Origin of the sequence: Mycobacterium sp. KBS0706, assembly GCF_005938675.2 — a bacterium.
In the GTDB taxonomy this organism is placed as follows: domain Bacteria; phylum Pseudomonadota; class Alphaproteobacteria; order DSM-16000; family Inquilinaceae; genus Inquilinus.
Genome location: NZ_VCCH02000089.1, coordinates 12,110 through 32,252 on the forward strand (window position 1 = coordinate 12,110; position 20,143 = coordinate 32,252).

The window sequence follows — 20,143 nt, forward strand, 5'->3', positions numbered from 1 at the left end:
TCCCCCTTCGTCCCGGACCTCACCCCGCCCTCACGGCACCGCCACTGACCCGCTCGAGACCACCGCCAGTTTCCAGCCGTCGACCTGGGTGCCGTCGACGTTGAGGTGGCCGACCAGGAACTTCAGACGCTCCGGGTCGTCGCCCTTGGCCGTGCAGAAGCGGTCCTGCAGGTAGAAGGGCGGCGTCGCCTGGTAGTACAGCGTGGCCTGCACCGACACCGGTCGGCTGCCCGCCGGCAGGTCGGCGAGCGGCACCGCATAGACCAGGCTGTCGCCGCCGCCGGTGACGTAGTCGGGGTCGTCGTCGACGCCGGTCGGGCCGGCCTCCTTGGCCAGTTCCTCACCCGCGCCCAGGGCCTTGGCGATCTCCGTGCGCTCGGCCAGCGGCAGGGTGCCCTGCGGCAGGATGCGGTTGTCCTTCACCGTGTTGCAGATCGACAGGAAGCTGGTGGTCAGCTCGCCCTGCGGCGTCGTGCCCGGCCCGCACATGTCAGCCGTGGCATTCGGCGGCGGGGTCGACACCAGCTCCTGATAGATCTGGGCCTGGTTCTGGCCGGTGATGCGCTGGAAATGTGGCTGATGCAGCCGCGCCAGCGGCTGAATCCGGGACTTGCAGTCGTCGGTCCACCAGTATTCGCCGTCGAGCGGCGCACCCGACTGGTCGACCAGCGCGCCCGCCGCATTGGTGCGGCCGGAGGCCCAGAGCGTGTTGCCCTGCTGGTCCAGCACCTGAAACTCGACGAAGGCGCGGCGGAAGCCGACGCCGGAGGGCAGCTTGTGGCCGGTCTCGCTGCGCACGGACACGGTGGCCGTCAGCGTGCCGCCGGCGGTCGAGACGCCGCTCACGCTCACCGCCGCGGTCTGGTGGCTGGCCAGGTCGAGCATCGCCTGCTCGGTCCGCACCAGCGGGTCGACGCCCTTGGTCAGCATCGGGTCCGAAGTGGGGATGCCGAGCACGTCGGGGAATTGCTGCGCGATCTTGATCAGGAACACGTTGAGCCCGACCAGGGTGTGGGCGGCGAAGCCGTCGCGCACCGGCAGGTCGATGTCCTCCGGCCCGAGATTGTTCTCCGCCTCCGGGAAGTTGCTGTACTCCTGGATGCTGGCGATCTTGCTGCGCATCGGCTTGCCGTCCGCCGTCTTCGACGGCATGTGGCAGTCCTGGCAGGACTGGGCCAGGCTGCCGGCCCCGTGTGGCAGCGGACCGTCTGGCGTGGAGCCGGTGCGATAGGCGCTGAAGGCCCATTCCGGATAGGTCGTCTGCTCGTAGACATGGGCGATGGACTTGCCGTCCTGCCGCACCGGCAGATGCACCGTGTGGCAGGTGCCGCAGACCTCGGAGCTCTTGATCGTCGTGTTGTGCTCCGGCGTGATGCCGAGCGCGTTCTGCATCGGCTTCACCTTCGGCGTCTCGAACGGGCCGATCAGCTTGTCGGGCGCGCCGACCAGGAAGCTGCCGGTGAAGGTGCGGGCGAAGCCGGTGTTGTGCGGGTTCAGGAACTCCTGCCGCTCGGCGATGCAGGCGTTCTGCGGGGCGTCGGCGACGCCGGCGGCGGCAGGGCCCAGGGCCATGCGGTGGCAGGAGGTGCAGGAGATGCCGTCGCGGGCGAGTGCGCCGTATTTCGCGTCTGTGTCGGCGACCGGCCAGGGCACCGCATTCACCATGTCGCGGGTGAAGTCGAGGCATTTGCCGGCGTCAGGGAAGGTGTCGATGTGAAACTGGCGCTGGCCCTGGATGCCGTGGCAGCCGAGGCAGGAATCCTCGACGATCTGCTTCGAATCCGGATGGAAGGTCTGGGTCTCACTGGCCAGCTGAGCGAAGAAGAACGGGTCGCGCCCGGCCAGCCCCATCGGCGAGCTGCGCCAGGTGGCATAGGGCGACAGGTTGATCAGATTGTCGCCATGCGGGTTCGGCACCGTCATGTCGAATTGCAGCCCGGTGCTGCCGGCGTCGTGACAGCCCAGGCACTGGGTCGAGGAGACGAACTGGTCCGCCGGGCGCGGGCCGCCGGCGGCGACCCAGGTGTTGTCATAGCTCGCCGACGGCATCATCGGCACCGTGTCCCAGGTCGGCATCTGCAGCAGATAGGCGCGCAGCGCCTGGTCGACCGCCTTGTCGGCCTGGTACAGCGGCTCGCCCAGCCGGGTCACATCGTCCGGCGGCAGCGTCACGGCGCGGTGATGGTCCGGCGGCGTCGGCGGCGAGGACCAGGACTGGCTGAGATAGACCAGCGGCCGCCCGGGCTCGCCCTCGATGTTGCGCGGCGAGGCGAAGGTCAGGTTGTCCTTGGCCGAGGCGTGGCAGTTCATGCAGTACTGGGCGAAGCCCATGCTGGGCAGGCCGTTGTTCGGGCTCGGCGGCAAGTCGGGCGACCAGCCGCCATTCGGCCCGAAGCCGTACCAGCCCCAGAACCAGCCGTCATGCGAGGCCTTGCTGTCGCGGATCATCACCGCGGCGCCGGAGGTCGGATACAGCTTCACCGGATCGACATCGGCGCAGGCGGCGGCCGGATACGGGAACATCTCCTTGACCATGATTGCCCCATCCGGCACCGGGGGCGGCGGGTTGGTCCCGGCGGTCTCGCCGGAGCGATGCTGGACCAGCCAGTCGGCCATGTCGGGCGAGTACCAGATCACCACCGGGGTGTGGGTGCCGAAGCCCTTGCCCTGCCAGGCACCGTCCACCAGGGTCGCGGTGAAGGGGCCGGCGTCGCGGACATGCTTGTCGCGGCGCCAGCCGGAGGCGGTGTCGCGATGGCAGTAATTGCCGAAGAACTGGTTGAGCTTGGCCTCGTACTGGTCGAGCGGCAGGACCGACGGGTCGCGCACGGCGGCGATTAGGCTCTGGCACAGCGCCGGGTCGGTCGGCAGCAGCGGCTGGGCCTGCTCGGCGGTGCAGCGGGCCGGGTCGGCCCAGCCCGGGCCGGCGGACAGCAGGAGACCGGCGGCGACGAGAAGGCCGGCCCAGCCCCGGCGCCCGGCCCCATGCCGCCGCACTTTCGGGCCGCGATCGGCTGTGTCCATGTCTTCCTGCATGACGCCCCCCGGCGGCTTTGCCAATCGTTCAACCAAATCAAATCACGGCACGGATCGATGGCCGAATACTCGGATACTCGAAAGACTTGAAGCCTAGCATCCGATCGCATCGATATCTATTTGCTTAATTTGTGAACAATTTTCTTCGAATGTATCGTAAACAGCCCATGCAGCTGCGGAGTAATCTCGGCGCCTGATGAATTTCGAGGAGCAGAGCAAGGTCGCTCTGGCCCTGCCGCCGAAGGCCTGATCCGCCGGCGGACGCGTCAGCTTCCCTGCCCTCCGGATCTCTGCTTCAGGCGATGACGATGGGCGGCCTGCTTCGCGCGATTGCCGCAGATCGCCATGCTGCACCAGCGCCGCGCATGGCCGCGCGTGTGGTCGACGAACATCAGCGTGCAGGCCGGCCCCTCGCATGCCTTGACCTGGGTGAAGTCCTCCTCGCACACCAGCCGCGCCATCGCCTCGGCGATCGGCAGCAGCAGGGAGTCCGGCGAGCGCCAGCGCCGCAGGCTGCGCAGCTCCAGCCCCTCCCCATCCCGCGCGACGAGCTGAGCGAAGCCCTCGTCCCGCTCGAGCATCCGGTTCAGGGGCTGAAGGTCGTGCAGCGCGTCCGCGGCCAACGGGCGCCCCTTCCGGTCCTCGACGAAGCCCCGGAACCATTCCCGCAGGCCCCGTGCCTGGGCCGCCACGCTGTCGAGCTCGCCCGGCATCGCCATATCCCGCACCGCCGCCAGAGACGGCGCCGGGACCAGCCCGGCCTGCTCCAGCCACGACAGCAGCCCGTCGCCGTCCGACAGCCAGTCGATCGGGGTGTCGATCGGTGTCGCCACCGAGTTGAGGACATCCAGCCCGAGCGCGTCGGCCAGGAAGATCGCAGGAGGGTGCTGATGGCTCACGGTGGCCTCGACTGTGGTCGGCTATCGAAAAGTAACCTCGAAACCAGCCCTTGACAAGTTATCCAACCACAGCTCATAACCTCTTTATCGAATTTATAGAGGTTATGACCATGTCGGGTGAACAGACCTCCGAAGAACCGGTGACCGTCGTCGCGGTCCATGGCGCCTGGGCGGACGGGTCGTCCTGGGGGCCGGTGATCGCGCCGCTGCAGCGGCAGGGCCTGGTTGTCCGGGCCGCGCCGCTGCCGCTGACCTCGCTGGCGGACGACGTGGCAGCCCTCGACCGTTTGCTGGAGCGGATCGACGGGCCGGTCGTGCTGGCCGGCCACGCCTATGCCGGCGCCATCATCGCCTCGGCGCGGGTCGAGCGCGTCCGGTCGCTGGTGTTCGTCGCCGCGCTGGCCCCGGACGAGGGCGAGACCGTGGCCGATGTGTTCAACCGCGCGGCCCCGCACCCGCAGGCGCCGAAGCCGGCCCCCGACCGCCATGGCGCCATCTGGCTACCGCACGAGGCCTTCGCCGCGGCCTTCGCGCAGCACGCAGCGCCGGAATCGACCGCGGTGCTGGCCGCGGTGCAGCGGCCGATCCACCTGCCCTGCATCACCACCCCGGTCGGCCGGCCGCTGTGGCGGGACCGGCCCAGCTGGTTCCTGGTGGCGGAGGACGACCGGATGATCGCGGCGGAGACCCAGCGCTACATGGCGACAAGGATGGGGGCGACGCTGCGCTCGGCCCCGGTCGACCACACCCCGATGGCGTCCGCGCCTGAGGTCGTCGTCGACATCATCCTCGAGGCGGTCCGCGCCGTGGCCTCATAACTGACGATACGGATCATGCCGGTTAGCCATTCCGCAAACCCAAATTCAGGGAGAACCACTATGACAGCCATCCGCTACCGCACCGCCGATATCGACGGCGTCAAGGTCTTCTATCGCGAGGCCGGATCGCCCCGCGCCCCGAAGCTGCTGCTGCTGCACGGCTTCCCCAGTTCCGGCCATATGTTCCGGGACCTGATCCCGATGCTGGCCGACCGCTTCCATGTCGTGGCCCCGGACCTGCCGGGTTTCGGCCAGTCCGACATGCCGGACCGCGCCGCGTTCCGCTATGGCTTCGACGGCATCGCCCAGGTGATCGACCGGTTCACCGAGGTCGTCGGCTTCGACCGCTACGCGGTCTATGTCTTCGATTACGGCGCGCCGACCGGCTTCCGGCTGGCACTGCGGCACCCCGAGCGGATCGCCGCGATCATCTCGCAGAACGGCAACGCCTATGTGGAAGGGCTGAGCGACGGCTGGACCCCGATCCGGGCCTATTGGCAGGACCCGTCCGCGGCCAATCGCGAGGCCCTGCGCGCGTTCCTGACGCCCGAGACCACGCGCTGGCAATATGTGCACGGCGTCGCCGACGAGGCCCTGATCTCGCCCGACGGATATACGCTCGACAGCCACTACCTGGCCCGGCCGGGGGCGGACGAGGTGCAGCTCGACCTGTTCCTCGACTACGCCAGCAATGTCGCGCTGTATCCGGAGTTCCAGGCGTATTTCCGCAAGCATCGCCCGCCCTTCCTGGCGGTCTGGGGCAAGAACGACCCGTTCTTCCTGCCGCCCGGCGCCGAGGCGTTCCGTCGCGACCTGCCGGATGCCGAGATCCGCTTCTTCGACACCGGCCACTTCGCCCTGGAGACACATGCCCGCGAGATCGCGGACGCCATCCGCGTCTTCCTCGCCCCGTAACCGCACGGCCTGACACAGCAACAGGAGCAGACACCATGTCCGTCGCCATCGTCACCGGCGCCAGCCAGGGGATCGGGCGCGCCACCGCGATCCGCCTGGCCCGGGATGTCCGGCAGGTCGCGCTGGTCGCCCGCAACCGCGCGAAGCTGGAGGAAACCGCGGAGGCGGTGAAGGCCGCCGGCGCCGAGCCGCTGGTGCTCGACCTCGATCTCGCCGAGCCGTCGGCGGCCCAGGCGGTCGTCGATGCGACGCTGCAGGCGTTCGGCCGGATCGACGCGCTGCTGAATATCGCCGGCGCGGTGCCGCAGGTCGACCTGTTCGAGATGACCGACGCGCAATGGGATGCCGGGCTGGCGCTGAAGCTGCACGGTGCGCGCCGGCTGACCGTCGCCGCCTGGCCCGCGCTGAAGGAGGCCGGCGGATCCGTCGTCCTGATGTCCGGCAACTCGGCGCTGGTCCCGAAGGCGTCCTATGCGGCGGTCGGCACCATCAACACCGCCATCGTCGCCCTGGCCAAGGCCTTCTCCGACCGCGGCATCGCCGATGGGGTGCAGGTCAACAGCGTCCTGCCCGGCCCGGTGATGACCGGCCGCCGGCGGTCTTACCTGCAGCGCTGGGCGCCGCTGCACGGCATGACGGCGGAGGAGGCCATGGCGGCCTTTCCGCAGGAGGCGGGCATCGCCCGCTACGGCGAGCCCCAGGAGATTGCCGAGCTGATGGCGTTCCTGGTGTCGCCGGGCGCGCGGTGGATGACCGGATCGGCCGTGCGGATGGATGGCGGCGAGGTCAAGTCGATCTGAGAGACCGCTTCTCAATGCTACTGGTGCGGCCGTCTGACGGCGGACTCGAAGCTTCCGGTGCTCACGGACCCAAACGTCCGCTGCACGCCGGTTCTCGAAACCACCGCCAGCCGACTCACGCCAGCGCATTTCCAAGCGGTCTCTGATTGCCTTCGCGGATGCTGAGGCCTGCGGCCCCGCCCCGCTCGACATCCACGCGACACGGCCCCATCTCATCCCGGCCGAAACCGCCCGGGACCGCGCCTTGAACCATGCCGCCGAACTGGATCGCCTGGACCGCCTTGCCACGTTGCTGGATTCGCGCTGGCGGCTGCCGCTGCTGGGCTGGCGCTTCGGGCTCGATGCCGTGATCGGGCTGGTGCCGGGGCTGGGCGACGCCGCCGGCGGGCTGCTCTCCGCCTGGCTGATCCTGCGGGCCCGGCGCCTGGGCGCGCCGAACCGGGTGCTGGCGATGATGGCCGGCAATGTCGTGCTCGACGTCGTGCTGGGCAGCGTGCCGGTGCTGGGCGACATCCTGGACATCGGGCTGAAGGCCAACCGCCGCAACGCCCGGCTGCTGCGGCGGCATTTCGAATGTGTGAGCGTGACGACGTGATCCTTCAGCCGGCCACCGGCTGGGCCGCGGGGAAGGTCCAGCTGCCGTCGCGGATCTCGGCCCGCGGGCGGAACAGGCGGACGGTGTAGTTCCACCCCGGCGTCACCGGAAGGCAGTTCGCCACCGTGCCGTCGCAGCCGCCGAACTGGATGGTGACCGCGCCGCCGGGGCCCTTCCTGGCGGTGAGGCTGTTCACCGAATAGACGTTCTCCGGGTTTGCCTGGAGATAGCCGGCACTGTTGTAGACGGTGAGCGACCAGAAGCCGTCGACCGGCACATCCCCGACGGTCAGCCGGTGGATGGTGGTGCCGTCGTTCCGGGCCGGCGTGGTCGGGAGATACAGCGCGTCCGCCTCCGGATAGCCGCCCCACAGCATGGCGCTGCCGATCAGGTGCCGGACCGGGTCGACCGCATCGGGCCCGGCGCCGAACATGTGCCGCGTGTCGGACACGGTGGTGCCGAGCTGCTGCAGCGCCGCCTGGACCGTCTTCAGGCTGGCTTGGTCCCAGTCCGGAATCTCGAAGTTGCCCGGACGCTCCTGGGCCAGCGTGACCTTGTCCTGCAGGGCATGGACCCGGGCGACATCGTCCGGGCTGGCGAAATCGACCAGGAAGCGGACGACGACGATGGCGTAGCGGGTGCCGACCGCCTCCCGCGTCAGGGTGCGCGCGCCGGCGCCGTAGAAGGTGGCGCGGGTGTACTGGTCCTCGTTGACGACCTGCATGCCCATGAAGCGCGTGCCGGGGTCCGGCGGCGTGACCGTCGCCGGCCCGGCGTCGAGGTCGAGGATGGCGAAGGAATAGAGGGTGTCGCGGTTGGGTCGGACGATGCCCTGCTGCACCGGTGGGGCAAGCTCGCGACCGTGCTTGAACTGCCCGAAGCCACCAGCCTTCACCACCCCGGCGAAATTCACATCGGTCTGGGCCCGGCTGTAGGTGTCGACGGTGACGGGCACCGCCGTGGACGCCGCCGATTGGGCCGATGCGGCGGAGCTCATCAACAGGGACATGGCCGCGAGGATCCTTCTGCAGGTCTTCATTGTGCTCTCCGGGTGTGCGCAACCCTTCCGTGGAGAGGTCGTAGACCTACCGGAACTGGAAAGGAATTCGCGCCGCTGACAACCAGCCTGCCGGAAATGATAGGCTGGCCGCATGGATCTCAACGCCGCCCGAATGTTCGTCGCCGTCGCCCAAGCCGGCAGCCTGTCGGCGGCGGCGGCCCGCCTGGGCACCCCGCTGCCGACGCTGAGCCGCCGCATCCGCGAGCTGGAGCGGCAGCTCAAGGTGCAACTGCTGGAGCGGTCGACGCGCGGTACCCGGCTGACCGACGCCGGGGCCCGCCTCTACGAGCATGCCGGCCGCGGCATCGAGGCGCTGCTGGAGGCCGAGCAGGCCGTGGCCAGCGACCAGGCCCGGCTGAAGGGCCGGCTGCGCCTGTCCCTGCCCCAGACCTTCGAGCCGTGGTGGGGCCTGCTGGCCGCCTTCCAGCGCCGCTATCCCGACATCCAGGTCCATGTCACCTCGACCGAGCGGCGCATGGACCTGGTGGAGGACGGCATCGACGTCGCCCTGCGCGTCGGCGCGATCGTGCACGAGACCATGGTGGCGCGGTACCTGTTGTCCTTCCGCACCGTCCTCGTCGCCAGCCCGGAGCTGGTGCAGCGGCTGGGCCTGCCGGCCGACCCCGAGGCGCTGCACCGCTACCCCTGCGCGGTGTGGTCGACGCGCATCGACGCCCCGGCCCGCTGGGACCTGGGCGGGCAGGTGGTGGTGCCCCGGGCGGTGCTGACCGCCAACGACTACCACCTGCTGTGCAGCCGCGCGCTGAGCGGCGACGTGGTGACCGAGCTGCCGCCCTTCCTGGCAGCCGGGCCGATCCGCGAGGGGCGCCTGGTGCCGCTGCTGCCGCAGCACAAGCTGCCGGAATGGCCGCTGCACCTGGTCTACCCGCCGCACCGCCACCCGTCGACCATCGTCCGGACCTATCTGGACTTCTGCCAGGCCTGGCTGCCGAAAATCGCCCGGGCCTGCGAGATCGGGGGCGCCGATACATGAGCACATGGTCAACCAGACTTGCCATTGCGATCAGTCAGATCAATATTCTGGTCAGATAGGTCAGGAGTGAAGCATGGCGGAATGGCAGGTCCAGGAGGCGAAGACCCGCTTCAGCGAGGTGATCGAGAGGGCACGGACGGAAGGGCCTCAGACCATCACACGCCACGGACGCGAGCGCGCGGTGCTGCTGTCGATCGAGGATTACCGCGCCCTGCTCTCACGGCAGGTGGATGTCCGGACGGTCCTCCTGAGCGGCCCGAAAGTGGACGATTTCACCATCGAGCGCGATGGTGACACCGGGCGTGAGATCGCGCTGTGACCGCCGGTTACCTCCTGGACACCAACATCCTGTCAGAGACGCGGCGAACCCGGGCGGAACCCCGCGTTCTGTCCTTCCTGTCGGCCGCTGATCCGGCGCAGCTGTTCGTCAGCGTCCTGACGATCGGCGAGTTGCGCAAGGGCATCGAGGTCAGACACCGATCTGACGCCAAGATGGCGGCCAAGCTCAGCACCTGGGCGGAGGCCCTCGAAGCAAGCTTCGCCGACAGGGTCCTTGCCGTCGATACGGCTACAGCGAAGCTGTGGGGCGTCCTGTCCGCCGATCGTCCGCGGCCGGTGATCGACACGCTGCTCGCGGCCACGGCGATCGTGCACGACCTGACCCTGGTCACGCGCAATGCGGCGGATGTGGCCGGGACCGGCGTTTCGGTCCTCAACCCGTGGCCATAAGCTGCACCGCCGTCAGGGAATGAGCCAGCTCGCCTGCAGCGCTCCGCCAGTCCAGTCGAACAGGGCACGGCGGTCGGCGCCGGGGACCAGGCGGACCCAGTCGATGCGGTCGACCGTCAGCACGATCACGGCCAAATTCTCGCGTCCCGCCTCGGACCCGTCGGTCGTCGGCGGCGGCAAAGCCGGATCGGCGATCGCGGTGCCGGGCGGGCCCGGCATGCGATAGGCGGCGCGGATCGGCCCCGGCGTCGCCGCCCAGGCGGCGTCGAGTGCCGGCCCCGGCGGCAGCAGCTGCGCCCGGCCTTCGACCCGGATCTGCACCTCGTCCGCCGCCTCGTAGAGCAGCAGCGCCACGGCGGGGTCGGCGGCGATCTCCGCCACCTTCACCGAGCGGCGGTCGGTATGGACCTCGAGCCGCCGCGCCGCCGGGTCGGCCGAGCGCAGCACCACCGTGCGCAGCGCCGGCCCGCCCCGTTCGTTCAGCGTGGCGAGGGCGACCCGGCCGGTGGTGCGGCGGCGCTCGCCGGTGGCGCGGCCGAGCCGGGCCCAGGCGTCGGCCAGCACCGCGGCCAGGTCCTCGGCCATCAGCGGTAGGTCACGGCGAGGTCGCCGACGCCGTCGACATGGCCCTCCAGCCGGTCGCCGGGCCTGACCGGGCCGACGCCGTCCGGCGTGCCGGTCATGATCAGGTCGCCGGGGCGCAGCGCCACCAGCCGCGAGAGATGGGCGATGATCTCCGGCACCGGCCAGATCTGGTCGGCCAGGTCGCCGGACTGGCGGGTCTCGCCGTTGATCTTCAGCCAGACCGCCCCTTCGGACGGGTGGCCGATCTCGGCGGCCGGGCGCAGCGGCGACAGCGGCGCCGACTGGTCGAAGGACTTGGCCATGGTCCAGGGCCGCGCCAGCTTCTTGGCCTCGGCCTGGATGTCGCGGCGGGTCATGTCCAGCCCGACGCCATAGCCCCAGACATGGCCGAGCGCGCGATCGGCGGCGATGTCGGTGCCGCCGGCGCCGATCGCGACCACCAGCTCGATCTCATGATGCAGGTCCCTGGTCGCCGCCGGATAGGCGATGGTGCTGCCGGTCGGCACCACCGCATCGGCCCATTTGGCGAAGAAGAACGGCGGCTCCCGGTCCGGATCATGGCCCATCTCGCGGGCATGGGCGGCGTAGTTGCGGCCGACGCAGAAGATGCGGCCGACGGGGAAGGCGGCGTCGCTGCCCAGCACCGGGACGAGGGTCTGCGGCGGCGGCGTGATCACGGTCGACATCGGGAAGTCCTTCACGGCAGGCGATGGTCCGCGGCGAAGCTGCGCGGCGCCGCCCGGCCTGTCAAACCCGGAATCGAAGCCTGATGTCAGCCGCCGCTAGGATCCGCGGCAGGAACCGATGCATCCTGCCGTCGGACCGAGGGACCGAGGACCGGATGACGACCATCGCCGAAATCGCCGCAGAAGTGGGGCAGCTGCTGACCGCCCGGCGGCAGACCATCGCCGTCGCCGAATCCTCCGCCGGCGGGCTGGTGTCGGCCGCGCTGCTGGCCGTGCCGGGAGCCAGCGCCTATTTCCTGGGCGGGGCGGTGGTCTACACCGCGGCGGCCCGCCGGGCGCTGCTGGCGATCGGCGAGGCCGAGATGGCCGGCCTGCGCCCGTCGACCGAGCCCTATGCGGCGATGCTGGCGCGCACCGTGCGCGACCGCTTCGGGTCGAGCTGGGGCATTGCCGAGACCGGCGCGGCCGGCCCCACCGGCAACCGCTACGGCGACCCGGCCGGGCACAGCTGCATCGCCCTGTGCGGCCCGCGGGATCTGACGGCAATCATCGCGACCGGCAGCACCGACCGCGCCGCGAACATGGACGTTTTCGCCCTGGCCCTGCTGCGCCTGCTGGCGGACGGGCTGGCGTCCGAACCGGCGCATGACGGCCAGCCGTGACCTCGATCCTCGCCTTCATCCTCGCCGCCTTTGCCGAGATCGCCGGCTGCTTCGCCTTCTGGGCCTGGCTGCGGCTGGATCGCAGCCCGTGGTGGACGCTGCCGGGCATCGCCTGCCTGGTCGCCTTCGCCCTGCTGCTGACCCGGATCGATTCCGAGCTCGCCGGCCGAGCCTATGCCGCCTATGGCGGGATCTACATCGCCGCATCGCTGACCTGGCTGTGGGCGGTCGAGGGCAGCCGGCCGGACCGCTTCGACCTGGCCGGCGCCGTGCTGTGCCTGGCCGGGGCCGGCGTCATCCTGTTCGGACGGCGCTTCGCCGCGTGACCGTCGCGCTTCCGCCACGATCCCGCCCGGTTTGGGCGCGGAGATGATGCCCCGCCCCAGGACGGACGTCCTTACCTTCCCGCTCCGCCTCGTGTCCAAGGCTGCCATGACCATGAGATCCCTGCTGCTCGCCGCAGCCGCCCTCCTCGCCCTCTCCGGCCCCGCTTTCGCGCTCGACTGCGGCAAGGCGTCGACGACGCTCGAGCGCGCGATCTGCGCCGACAAGCGGCTGAAGACGGCCGACACGGCCATGGGCCAGGCCTATGCCCAGATCCTGAAAGCCGCCGCGGGCGACGCCGAGATCCGCGACATGCTGGTCGCCAGCCAGCGGCGCTGGCTGGCCGCGCGGGACCGGCGGCTCGCCGGCCCGGAGGAGGGCGAGGACGACGCCGCCTGGCATGCCCGGCTGCTGAAGGCGATGCATGACCGCTCCGACGCGCTCGGCCTGCGCTCGCGGACCGACCCCAAGCAGTTCGACCTGATCGCAGCAGCTGAGGCGCAGCGCCGCTTCGCCGCCCGGTTCACCGGCGGGCCCTTCGCCGGCTTCAGCACCGCATGCGACTTCCTGCCGGCCGACGGCCGGTCGGCGTCGGCGGATATCTATGGCTGCTTCGCCACGCGCTTCTACCAGAACAAGGACCGGGTCTGCGGCGTCGCCGAGGATTGGGCGTCCGGCTCGGTGTCCGAGACCCATTCCGTCGCCGAGGTCGTCGGCGGCACGCTGGAGACCGTCGCTGCGTGCGCCATAGGCGGCACAGGCGACCTGCCGCTCTGCCCGGATCAGGACCAGGAGGCCGAAGCGGGCTGGGACCTGAAGCCGAATGTGGATGCCGTCGCCGCGGCCGGATCCCTGCCCCGGATCGACGCCGAGGGCGGCGGGCTGGACGACGACGCAAGCTGGCTGCGCGCCTGCCTGACCGATCCGGGCTATCCGCAGGAGGATCCCGCCAACGACGGCACCACGAAAAAGCCATGACGCCCGCGATGGTATGATGGGGATCGGGGGATCCATGCCATCGCTTTACGACATCAAACCGAGATTCCAGGCGCTGCTGCGACCGACCGCCGCGCGGCTGGCCGCGAAGGGGATCAGCGCCAACGCCGTGACCCTGGCCGCCGCCGGCCTGTCGGTGCTGCTGGGGTTGGCGGCCGCCGCCACCGGCTGGGCCTGGCTGCTGCCGCTGTACCCGCCCTTCCTGCTGCTGCGGATGGCGCTGAACGCCATCGACGGCATGCTGGCCCGGGAGTTCTTCCGGCCGACGCCGCTGGGCGGCCTGCTGAACGAGATCGGCGACATGGTGTCGGATGCTGCGCTGTACCTGCCGCTGGCGCTGCTGCTGCCGGCGCCGCCCTGGCTGGTGGTGGTGATCGTGCTGCTGGCGGTGATCGGCGAGGCCGCCGGCATCGCCGGGCGCACCATCGGCGCCGGCCGGCGCTATGACGGGCCCTTCGGCAAATCCGACCGCGCGTTCGCCTTCTCGGTCCTCGCCGTCGCCGCCTTCTTCCAGATCCTGGCCCCGGCGCTGTGGATGCCGCTGGTGCTGGGGGCGCTGCTGCTGCTGTCGGTGCTGACCATCCTGAACCGCGTCCGCGCTGCCCTGGCGGAGATCGGAGCATGATCGCAGGACTCGATGTCGACCCCACCGTCGCCTGGACGCTGGGCGCCCTGATCATCGTGCTGGTGGTCGCCGAGGCCGCTGTCCTGTATCTGCGCCGCAGCAAGCCGGAGAAGGACTGGACCGAGCTGAAGCTGCGCATCCGCTCCTGGTGGGTGATCGTGGTCGCCGGCGGCATCGCCCTGGTCTTGAACCCGATCGCGGTGCTGGTGGTGCTGGCGGTGGTCAGCTATCTGGCGCTGAAGGAGTATCTGTCGGTGGTGCCGACCCGGCGGGCCGACCGGGCGGTGCTGCTGATCGCCTACCTGGCCATCCCGACGCAATGGTGGTGGATCGCGCAGGAGCAGTACGGCTTCTTCATCATCTGGGTGCCGGTCTACCTGTTCATGGTGGTGCCGGCGATGATGGTGCTGCGCGGCGAGGTCACCGGCTTCCTGCGGGCGCTGGGCACGCTGCATTGGGGCCTGATGCTGTGCGTCTTCGCCATCGGCCATGTCGCCTACCTCTTCGTGCTGCCGGAGGAGGGCCAGGCCGGGCCGGGCGGCGCCGGGCTGTTGCTGCTGCTGCTGATCCTGACCCAGGGCAACGATGTGGCGCAGTATGTCTGGGGCCGGATCTTCGGCTGGCACAAGATCGCACCCTCGGTCAGCCCGAACAAGACGGTGGAGGGCTTCGTCGGCGGCCTGGTGACGACCACCATCGTCGCCGGGCTGATCGGGCCGCTGCTGGCGCCGCTGTCGCTGCCCATGGCGCTGGCGGCGGGGGCGCTGATGGCGGTCAGCGGCTTCTTCGGCGACCTGACGGTCTCGGCGGTCAAGCGCGACATCGGCATCAAGGACACCGGCACGCTGATCCCGGGCCATGGCGGCGTGCTGGACCGGATCGACAGCCTGATCTTCGCCGCGCCGCTGTTCTTCCACTTCATGCGCTATTTCTACTACTGACATGTGGCGGCTGCTGTTCCACTGGCTGGTGACCAAGCCCCTGATGTTGCTGTTCGTGGGCCTGCATGTGCGCAACCCGGAGCGGCTGCCGATGCGCGGGCCGGCGATCGTCGTCGCCAACCACAACAGCCATGCCGACACCGTCGCCCTGACTTCGCTGTTCCCGAGCCGGATCCTGCACAAGGTGCGGCCGGTGGCGGCCGCCGACTATTTCATGAGCAGCAAGGCGATGGCCTGGTTCTCGACCCGCTGCATGGGCATCCTGCCCTTCGACCGGCATGCGCGGGAGCGCGGCGAGGACCCGCTGACCGGCTGCATCGAGGCGCTGGACCGCGGCTGCATCCTGATCCTGTTCCCGGAGGGGTCGCGCGGCGAGCCGGAGCGGCTGCAGCGCTTCAAGAAGGGCATCTGCCACCTGGCCAAGCGGCGGCCGGACGTGCCGATCGTGCCGGTCTACCTGCACGGGCTGGGCAAGGTGCTGCCGCGCGGCGCCTTCCTGCCGGTGCCGTTCTTCTGCGACGCCTTCGTCGGCCCGCCCCTGGCCGACCGGCCGGAGGACACGGATGCCTTCGTCGAGGGGCTGGAGGCGGCCATGGCCAAGCTGGTCGAGGGCACGAGGTTCCCGGAATGGGATTGACCCTCCTGGCCTTCCTGTGGGGCGTGGCCGAGGCCTGCCTGTTCTTCGTGGTGCCGGACGTGCCGGTGTCGCTGATCGCGCTGGCCTGCGGCTGGCGGGCCGGACTGCGCGCCGCGGTCGCCGCCGCGGCCGGGGCGATGGTCGGCGGCACCGCGCTGGCCCTGTTCGCCAGCCACGCGCCGGAGACGGCGATCGCCCTGGTCGACGCGGTGCCGGCGATCCCGACCGCGATGATCGCCCGGATGCAGGGGCTGATGGCCGGCACCGACTCCGCCGCCGGCCTGACCGGGGTGCTGATCTGGGCCAGCCTGAGCGGCATCCCCTACAAGATCGCCGCCGCCAGCGCGCCCGGCCTCGGCATTCCGGTCTGGGAGCTGGCGCTGTTGACGCCGCTGGTGCGGCTGCCGCGTTTCGTCGCGCTCGCCGCCGCCGGGGCGATCCTGCAGCGGTTGACACCCGCCATGCCCGGCTGGATGCAGCCGGTCCGGGTGCGCCTGTTGCTCGCGGCGCTGGGCTGGTCTGCGTTCTACGGGGTCTATTGGTCCAAGGTCGGGGGCTGACGCCAGCTCCCCGCCGCCCTATCTCTGGGGCAACACATCCGACATATGGAGACGGCAGCCGCGGGATCGGCTCAGCCGGACCGCCGGGAGAGAACCATGGACCTGTCGCGCACCGAAGGCCGCGCGAAGAGCGCCGCCGCGGAGACCCCATCCGACCTGCAGTCGCTGCTGACCGTCGGCGGCATTTCCCTGGCCGGGCTGGGCGCCGGCTTCCTCGCCCTGTTCGGCCCGACGGGCAGCGACCTGTCGGTCGCGCTCACCATCGTCACCATCGTCGGCGGCCTGGCCGTGGTCGGCGCCGGCTTCGCGATAGCGGCTTTCGCGGCGAAGCGCTGACGGCCTTCTATCCGGGGATTCCCCTGGTTTCGCCGATGACGCCCGCGCGCAGGAACAGTTCGATCAGCCCGGTATAGGTCGGGCAGTCGCGCTGCGCATTCTCGGCCAGGGCCCGCTCCAGCGCGCCGGGCGGGGCATCGCCCGCGGCCTTGTAAGGGCGCTGCCTGGTGTACATCCGGGCGAACGCGGCGCACAGGTTCAGGAAGGCCAGCACCTCCTCGAACAGCGCGCCTTCGATCACCATGCCGACCATCATGTCCGAGCCGTAGCCGCACTCGTCATCCACCTTGGCGGCGTATCGGCGGAGGTCGTAGACCGGCAGCCATGCCGGCTTGTCGATATGCCGGAACAGCTCCTCGACGCCGGGAGCCCCCTTGGACATCGGCTCAGCCCGCGCGGCGCGCCGGCGTATCCGGCAGGATGCTGCGCTGGAACATCACGCCGAGGCGCAGGCTTTCGGCGATCTTCTCCGCCCGGTCGATGAACCGCGCCGCCGCCCGGGGCGGGCAGACCTCGCGCGCCGTGGCGCGGAACAGGTCGAGCCAATGGGCGAAATGCTCCGGCCGCAGCGCCGATACCCCGGCATGGGCCTGCATCGGCCGGCCCTGGTAGCGGGCGCTGCGCAGCATCACCGACGACCAGAAATCGCACATCTTGGCGAGGTGCGGCCCCCAATCGGCGCCGATCACCCCGGCGAAGATCGGGCCCAGCACGGCGTCGCCGCGCACGCGGCCATAGAAGGCGTGGACCAGGGTCCTGATCATCGCCTCGTCGATCGGCTCGATGGGATCGGCATCCGTCATATCCATGCGGATATATGGCCAGATGCCGTGCCCCTCGCGCCAGGGCCGATCGCCGCAGGGCTGGGTTTCCGGGCGTGAATGGGCCGGAGCCGCCGCCCTCACCCGCGCTTTTCGCTGTCGAGATGGGCCATCTGGACGGCGGCGTAACGGTCGCCGGCGGCGGCGCCCTTGGGCACGGCCTGCTCGATCCGGGCCAGGTCCTCCGAAGTCAGCGCGACGTCGAGCGCGCCCAGGGCCTCGGCCAGCTGGTCGCGGCGGCGGGAGCCGACCAGGGGCACGATGTCCCGGCCCTGCGCCGCCACCCAGGCGATGGCGATCTGGGCGACGGTGACGCCCTTGGCCTCGGCCACCGCCCGCAGCGCCTCGACCAGCGCCAGGTTGCGGTCGACATTGCCGTCCTGGAAGCGTGGGCTGTGGCTGCGGAAATCGCCGACCGCAGCGTTGTCCTTCCGCCAATGGCCGCTGATCAGGCCGCGCGACAGCACGCCATAGGCGGTGATGCCGATGCCGAGCTCGCGGCAGGTCGCCAGGATGCCGTCCTCGATGCCGCGCGAGACCAGCGAGTATTCGATCTGCAGGTCGACGATCGGGTGCACGGCGGCGGCCCGGCGGATCGTCTCCGTCCCGACCTCGGACAGGCCGATGTGGCGGACATAGCCCGCCTGCACCATCTCGGCGATGGCGCCGACCGTGTCCTCGATCGGCACGGCCGGGTCGAGCCGGGCCGGGCGGTACACCTCGATGTGGTCGACCCCGAGCCGCTGCAGCGTGTAGGCCAGGAAGTTCTTCAGCGCCGCCGGCCGGCCGTCGAAGCCGGTCCAGCCGCCGGCCGGGTCGCGCAAGCCGCCGAACTTGACGCTGAGCAGCGCAGCGTCGCGCTTCGAGCTGGCCCGCAGCGCCTCGCCGATCAGCATCTCGTTGTGGCCAGAACCGTAGAAATCGCCAGTGTCGATCAGGGTGATGCCGGCGTCGAGCGCGGCGTGCAGGGTGGCGATGCTCTCGGCCCGGTCGGACGGGCCGTACATGCCGGACATGCCCATGGCGCCGAGGCCGAGGGCCGAGACGCGCGGGCCGGTGGCGCCGAGCTGGTGGTACTGCATGGCAGGCTCCGATACGGGCTTCGATGCCGGCAATATGGCGGACGCCGTCTCGTGCGATAATCCGTCCAATGGCGAACAAGCCGTACGGAAAAGCGCACAATGAGCAGCCCCGACCTATCCGATCTCGACGCCTTCGTCGCCGTGGCCCGGGCCCGCAGCTTCCGCGGCGCCGCGACCTTGCGCGGCGTCTCCGCCTCCTCGCTGAGCGACGCGCTGCGGCGGCTGGAGGCGCGGCTGGGCGTGCGCCTGTTGAACCGCACGACCCGCAGCGTCACCCCGACCGAGGCCGGGGAGCGGCTGCTGGAGCGGCTGGGACCAGCACTGGGCGAGGTCGCCGGCGCGCTCGACACCGTGAACAGCTTCCGCGACAGCCCGGCCGGCACGCTGCGGCTGAACGTGCCGTCGATCGTCGCCCGCCACATCCTGCCGCCGATCGCCTGCCGCTTCCTGCTGGCCCATCCCGGCATCACGCTGGAGGTGACGGCGGAGGACAGTTTTGTCGACGTGCTGGCCGAGGGCTTCGACGCCGGCATCCGCTACGAGGAGCGGATCGAGCGCGACATGATCGCGGTGCCGATCGGCCCGCGCCGCCAGCGCTTCGTCATCGCCGCCGCGCCGTCCTACCTCGCGGCCAGGGGCACGCCGCGTCATCCGAGCGACCTGCTGGAGCACGCCTGCATCCGCCATCGCTTCCCCAGCGGCCGGGTCGCCGGCCCGTGGGAGTTCGAGCGCGGCGGCCAGGTCGTCCGGATCACCCCGGAGGGCCCGCTGATCGCGACCTCGCTGGAGATGGAGATCGCGGCCGCCGTCGCCGGGCTGGGCGTGATCTGCCTGTTCGAGGAGGCGCTGCGGCCGGACCTCGACTGCGGCGCGCTGGCGCCGGTGATGGAGGAGTGGTGGCAGAGCTTCTCCGGCCCGTTCCTCTATTACCCCAGCCGCACCCACATGCTGGCGCCGCTCCGGGCGTTCGTGGACTTCATCAGGACGGATCGGGGGTGATGGCGTCAGGCCAGGCCGCGCCGGATCTCGGCATGCGCGGCCGGGTAGCCCGGGGACAGCACCGCGAGCTGGGCAGAGACCAGGTCGTGCATCCGCGGCAAGGCGTGGAATGGCACGCCGGGCGCCAGATGGTGCTCGGTGTGGTAGCTGGCATTCCAGAACAGCAGGCGCAGCACCAGCCCGGCCAGGGTGGTGCGGGTGTTGGCCCAGCGGTCGTTGCCGAGGACGCAGCCGGAATGCTCGGCCAGCAGCACCCAGCGCAGCAGCGGCTGCGCCAGCACCACCGGCCCGACCCAGAGCAGCAGGGCCAGAGCGCTGCCGGCGGCGAGGCTGGCGGCCAGCACCGCGGCGTAGAGCAGCAGGTAGAGCCGCGCCTCGGCCGCCACCCGGGGCCGGTCGGCCGCCGGAATCCAGGGCGACCGGTCGCGGCCGGCGGCGGTGCGCAGCAGGCCAAGCGCCTGGCTTGCCCAATAGGGCAGGCCGGTCAGGATCAGCCAGTAGCGGCCACGCGTCAGCGGCTTGGCGCCGATCAGCTCCGGGTCCCGCCGGGGATCCTGGGTGTGGCGGTGATGCGCCATGTGGAACAGGCGGAAGCCCTCCGGCGGCAGCAACAGCACGAAGCCGGCGACCCAGCCGACCGCCCGGTTCAGCCACAGCGAACGGAACGGGGTGCGGTGCGTGGTCTCGTGCAGCGGCGCGAACAGGGCGATCTCGGCGGCGCCGAGCAGCGCCATGGCCGGCCAGACCCAGAGCGTGCCGCGCGCCGCCAGCACCAGGACCACGCCGAGCGCGATCAGCCCGGCATGCCGGGCCAGCGCCCGCAACCCATCCAGATCCGATCGCCGAGACAGCGCCTTCAGCGCCTCCGGCGGCAATGCCCTGGTCTCCGCCATGCGCCATCCTGGCGCCGGGCGGGGGTGGGGATCAAGTCCAAGCGGAGAGGCCGGGGCCGCCCCTCACCCGAAATCGCTGCGCGATTTCGACCTCTCCCCAGGGAGAGGTAAAGGAGCGGCAGCGCACTGCCTCCCTCTCCTCGGGGAGAG

Annotated in this window: 25 protein-coding genes; 16 read left to right on the top strand and 9 right to left on the bottom strand. The window is 70.6% G+C overall.

Translation table 11 applies throughout. From position 1 onward, the window contains the following. Positions 1 to 30: 30 nt before the first annotated feature. Both FFK22_RS32785 and FFK22_RS32790 read right to left on the bottom strand, forming a co-directional pair. The gene (locus FFK22_RS32785) at positions 31 to 3,024 is read right to left on the bottom strand and encodes a cytochrome P460 family protein (RefSeq protein ID WP_186002781.1); all 2,994 of its coding nucleotides are present in this window, start codon (positions 3,022 to 3,024) and stop codon (positions 31 to 33) included. Positions 3,025 to 3,302: 278 nt separating this feature from the next. Beyond that, positions 3,303 to 3,935: an ABATE domain-containing protein gene (locus FFK22_RS32790; RefSeq protein WP_138892208.1), complete on the bottom strand. Its 633-nt coding sequence runs from the start codon at positions 3,933 to 3,935 to the stop codon at positions 3,303 to 3,305. 110 nt (positions 3,936 to 4,045) lie between these two features. Here FFK22_RS32790 and FFK22_RS32795 point away from each other — a divergent pair, with 110 nt between their 5' ends. From FFK22_RS32795 to FFK22_RS32810, 4 genes are all read left to right on the top strand, one after another. Then, a complete protein-coding gene (locus FFK22_RS32795) occupies positions 4,046 to 4,753 on the top strand; it encodes an alpha/beta fold hydrolase (protein ID WP_138892209.1) in 708 nt (235 codons plus the stop codon). Between the two features lie 60 nt (positions 4,754 to 4,813). Next, on the top strand, positions 4,814 to 5,668 hold the full coding sequence (locus FFK22_RS32800; RefSeq protein WP_138892210.1) for an alpha/beta fold hydrolase: 855 nt from the start codon (positions 4,814 to 4,816) through the stop codon (positions 5,666 to 5,668). Between the two features lie 35 nt (positions 5,669 to 5,703). Beyond that, the gene (locus FFK22_RS32805) at positions 5,704 to 6,468 is read left to right on the top strand and encodes an SDR family oxidoreductase (RefSeq protein ID WP_138892211.1); all 765 of its coding nucleotides are present in this window, start codon (positions 5,704 to 5,706) and stop codon (positions 6,466 to 6,468) included. Positions 6,469 to 6,712: 244 nt separating this feature from the next. Beyond that, complete coding sequence (locus FFK22_RS32810) at positions 6,713 to 7,063, top strand: DUF4112 domain-containing protein (RefSeq protein ID WP_221939024.1); 351 nt, start codon at positions 6,713 to 6,715, stop codon at positions 7,061 to 7,063. Between the two features lie 4 nt (positions 7,064 to 7,067). On the opposite strand, the gene FFK22_RS32815 is transcribed toward FFK22_RS32810, so the two are convergent. After that, the gene (locus FFK22_RS32815; RefSeq protein ID WP_306770210.1) at positions 7,068 to 8,072 is read right to left on the bottom strand and encodes a DUF1254 domain-containing protein; all 1,005 of its coding nucleotides are present in this window, start codon (positions 8,070 to 8,072) and stop codon (positions 7,068 to 7,070) included. A 142-nt stretch (positions 8,073 to 8,214) separates the two neighbouring features. Here FFK22_RS32815 and FFK22_RS32820 point away from each other — a divergent pair, with 142 nt between their 5' ends. The 3 genes from FFK22_RS32820 to FFK22_RS32830 all read left to right on the top strand — a co-directional run bounded on the left by FFK22_RS32820 (position 8,215) and on the right by FFK22_RS32830 (position 9,846). Continuing rightward, the gene (locus FFK22_RS32820; protein ID WP_138892214.1) at positions 8,215 to 9,117 is read left to right on the top strand and encodes a LysR family transcriptional regulator; all 903 of its coding nucleotides are present in this window, start codon (positions 8,215 to 8,217) and stop codon (positions 9,115 to 9,117) included. 73 nt (positions 9,118 to 9,190) lie between these two features. Then, the gene (locus FFK22_RS32825; RefSeq protein ID WP_138892215.1) at positions 9,191 to 9,436 is read left to right on the top strand and encodes a type II toxin-antitoxin system Phd/YefM family antitoxin; all 246 of its coding nucleotides are present in this window, start codon (positions 9,191 to 9,193) and stop codon (positions 9,434 to 9,436) included. After that, the gene (locus FFK22_RS32830) at positions 9,433 to 9,846 is read left to right on the top strand and encodes a type II toxin-antitoxin system VapC family toxin (protein ID WP_138892216.1); all 414 of its coding nucleotides are present in this window, start codon (positions 9,433 to 9,435) and stop codon (positions 9,844 to 9,846) included. The genes FFK22_RS32825 and FFK22_RS32830 overlap by 4 nt, the downstream gene beginning before the upstream one ends. A 12-nt stretch (positions 9,847 to 9,858) precedes the next feature. Here the strand turns inward: FFK22_RS32830 and FFK22_RS32835 are convergent, their stop codons facing one another. Beyond that, positions 9,859 to 10,431 (bottom strand): pyridoxamine 5'-phosphate oxidase family protein, encoded by a 573-nt coding sequence (locus tag FFK22_RS32835; protein ID WP_138892217.1) that lies wholly within the window; start codon positions 10,429 to 10,431, stop codon positions 9,859 to 9,861. Beyond that, positions 10,431 to 11,117: a fumarylacetoacetate hydrolase family protein gene (locus FFK22_RS32840; protein WP_138892218.1), complete on the bottom strand. Its 687-nt coding sequence runs from the start codon at positions 11,115 to 11,117 to the stop codon at positions 10,431 to 10,433. The genes FFK22_RS32835 and FFK22_RS32840 overlap by 1 nt, the downstream gene beginning before the upstream one ends. A 155-nt stretch (positions 11,118 to 11,272) precedes the next feature. Between FFK22_RS32840 and FFK22_RS32845 the strand changes: the two genes are divergently transcribed. The 8 genes from FFK22_RS32845 (at position 11,273) to FFK22_RS32880 (ending at position 16,198) form a co-directional block, all read left to right on the top strand. Next, a complete protein-coding gene (locus tag FFK22_RS32845) occupies positions 11,273 to 11,779 on the top strand; it encodes a CinA family protein (protein ID WP_138892219.1) in 507 nt (168 codons plus the stop codon). Then, a complete protein-coding gene (locus tag FFK22_RS32850; RefSeq protein WP_138892220.1) occupies positions 11,776 to 12,105 on the top strand; it encodes a YnfA family protein in 330 nt (109 codons plus the stop codon). The genes FFK22_RS32845 and FFK22_RS32850 overlap by 4 nt, the downstream gene beginning before the upstream one ends. A gap of 106 nt (positions 12,106 to 12,211) precedes the next feature. Then, positions 12,212 to 13,081: a lysozyme inhibitor LprI family protein gene (locus FFK22_RS32855; protein WP_186002782.1), complete on the top strand. Its 870-nt coding sequence runs from the start codon at positions 12,212 to 12,214 to the stop codon at positions 13,079 to 13,081. Positions 13,082 to 13,115: 34 nt separating this feature from the next. Further along, complete coding sequence (locus FFK22_RS32860; protein ID WP_138892222.1) at positions 13,116 to 13,724, top strand: CDP-alcohol phosphatidyltransferase family protein; 609 nt, start codon at positions 13,116 to 13,118, stop codon at positions 13,722 to 13,724. Next, the gene (locus tag FFK22_RS32865) at positions 13,721 to 14,665 is read left to right on the top strand and encodes a phosphatidate cytidylyltransferase (RefSeq protein ID WP_138892223.1); all 945 of its coding nucleotides are present in this window, start codon (positions 13,721 to 13,723) and stop codon (positions 14,663 to 14,665) included. The genes FFK22_RS32860 and FFK22_RS32865 overlap by 4 nt, the downstream gene beginning before the upstream one ends. Position 14,666: 1 nt before the next feature. Next, on the top strand, positions 14,667 to 15,302 hold the full coding sequence (locus FFK22_RS32870) for a lysophospholipid acyltransferase family protein (protein WP_138892224.1): 636 nt from the start codon (positions 14,667 to 14,669) through the stop codon (positions 15,300 to 15,302). Beyond that, the gene (locus FFK22_RS32875) at positions 15,293 to 15,862 is read left to right on the top strand and encodes a hypothetical protein (protein WP_138892225.1); all 570 of its coding nucleotides are present in this window, start codon (positions 15,293 to 15,295) and stop codon (positions 15,860 to 15,862) included. Before FFK22_RS32870 ends, FFK22_RS32875 begins: the two co-directional genes overlap by 10 nt. Positions 15,863 to 15,958: 96 nt before the next feature. After that, complete coding sequence (locus FFK22_RS32880) at positions 15,959 to 16,198, top strand: hypothetical protein (protein ID WP_138892226.1); 240 nt, start codon at positions 15,959 to 15,961, stop codon at positions 16,196 to 16,198. 7 nt (positions 16,199 to 16,205) lie between these two features. Here FFK22_RS32880 and FFK22_RS32885 read toward each other — a convergent pair whose 3' ends face one another. From FFK22_RS32885 to FFK22_RS32895, 3 genes are all read right to left on the bottom strand, one after another. Beyond that, entirely contained in the window at positions 16,206 to 16,580 is a 375-nt protein-coding gene (locus FFK22_RS32885) for a hypothetical protein (protein WP_138892227.1), read from the bottom strand. Between the two features lie 4 nt (positions 16,581 to 16,584). After that, positions 16,585 to 17,007, bottom strand: a complete 423-nt coding sequence (locus FFK22_RS32890; protein ID WP_221939025.1) for a group III truncated hemoglobin — start codon at positions 17,005 to 17,007, stop codon at positions 16,585 to 16,587. A gap of 92 nt (positions 17,008 to 17,099) precedes the next feature. Next, entirely contained in the window at positions 17,100 to 18,101 is a 1,002-nt protein-coding gene (locus tag FFK22_RS32895) for an aldo/keto reductase (protein ID WP_138892228.1), read from the bottom strand. A 99-nt stretch (positions 18,102 to 18,200) separates the two neighbouring features. Here FFK22_RS32895 and FFK22_RS32900 point away from each other — a divergent pair, with 99 nt between their 5' ends. Next, a complete protein-coding gene (locus tag FFK22_RS32900) occupies positions 18,201 to 19,100 on the top strand; it encodes a LysR family transcriptional regulator (RefSeq protein ID WP_138892229.1) in 900 nt (299 codons plus the stop codon). Between the two features lie 5 nt (positions 19,101 to 19,105). On the opposite strand, the gene FFK22_RS32905 is transcribed toward FFK22_RS32900, so the two are convergent. Beyond that, positions 19,106 to 19,993 carry a fatty acid desaturase gene (locus FFK22_RS32905; protein WP_138892230.1) on the bottom strand — a complete coding sequence of 296 codons (888 nt, stop codon included), beginning with the start codon at positions 19,991 to 19,993 and terminating at the stop codon, positions 19,106 to 19,108. Positions 19,994 to 20,143: the final 150 nt, after the last annotated feature.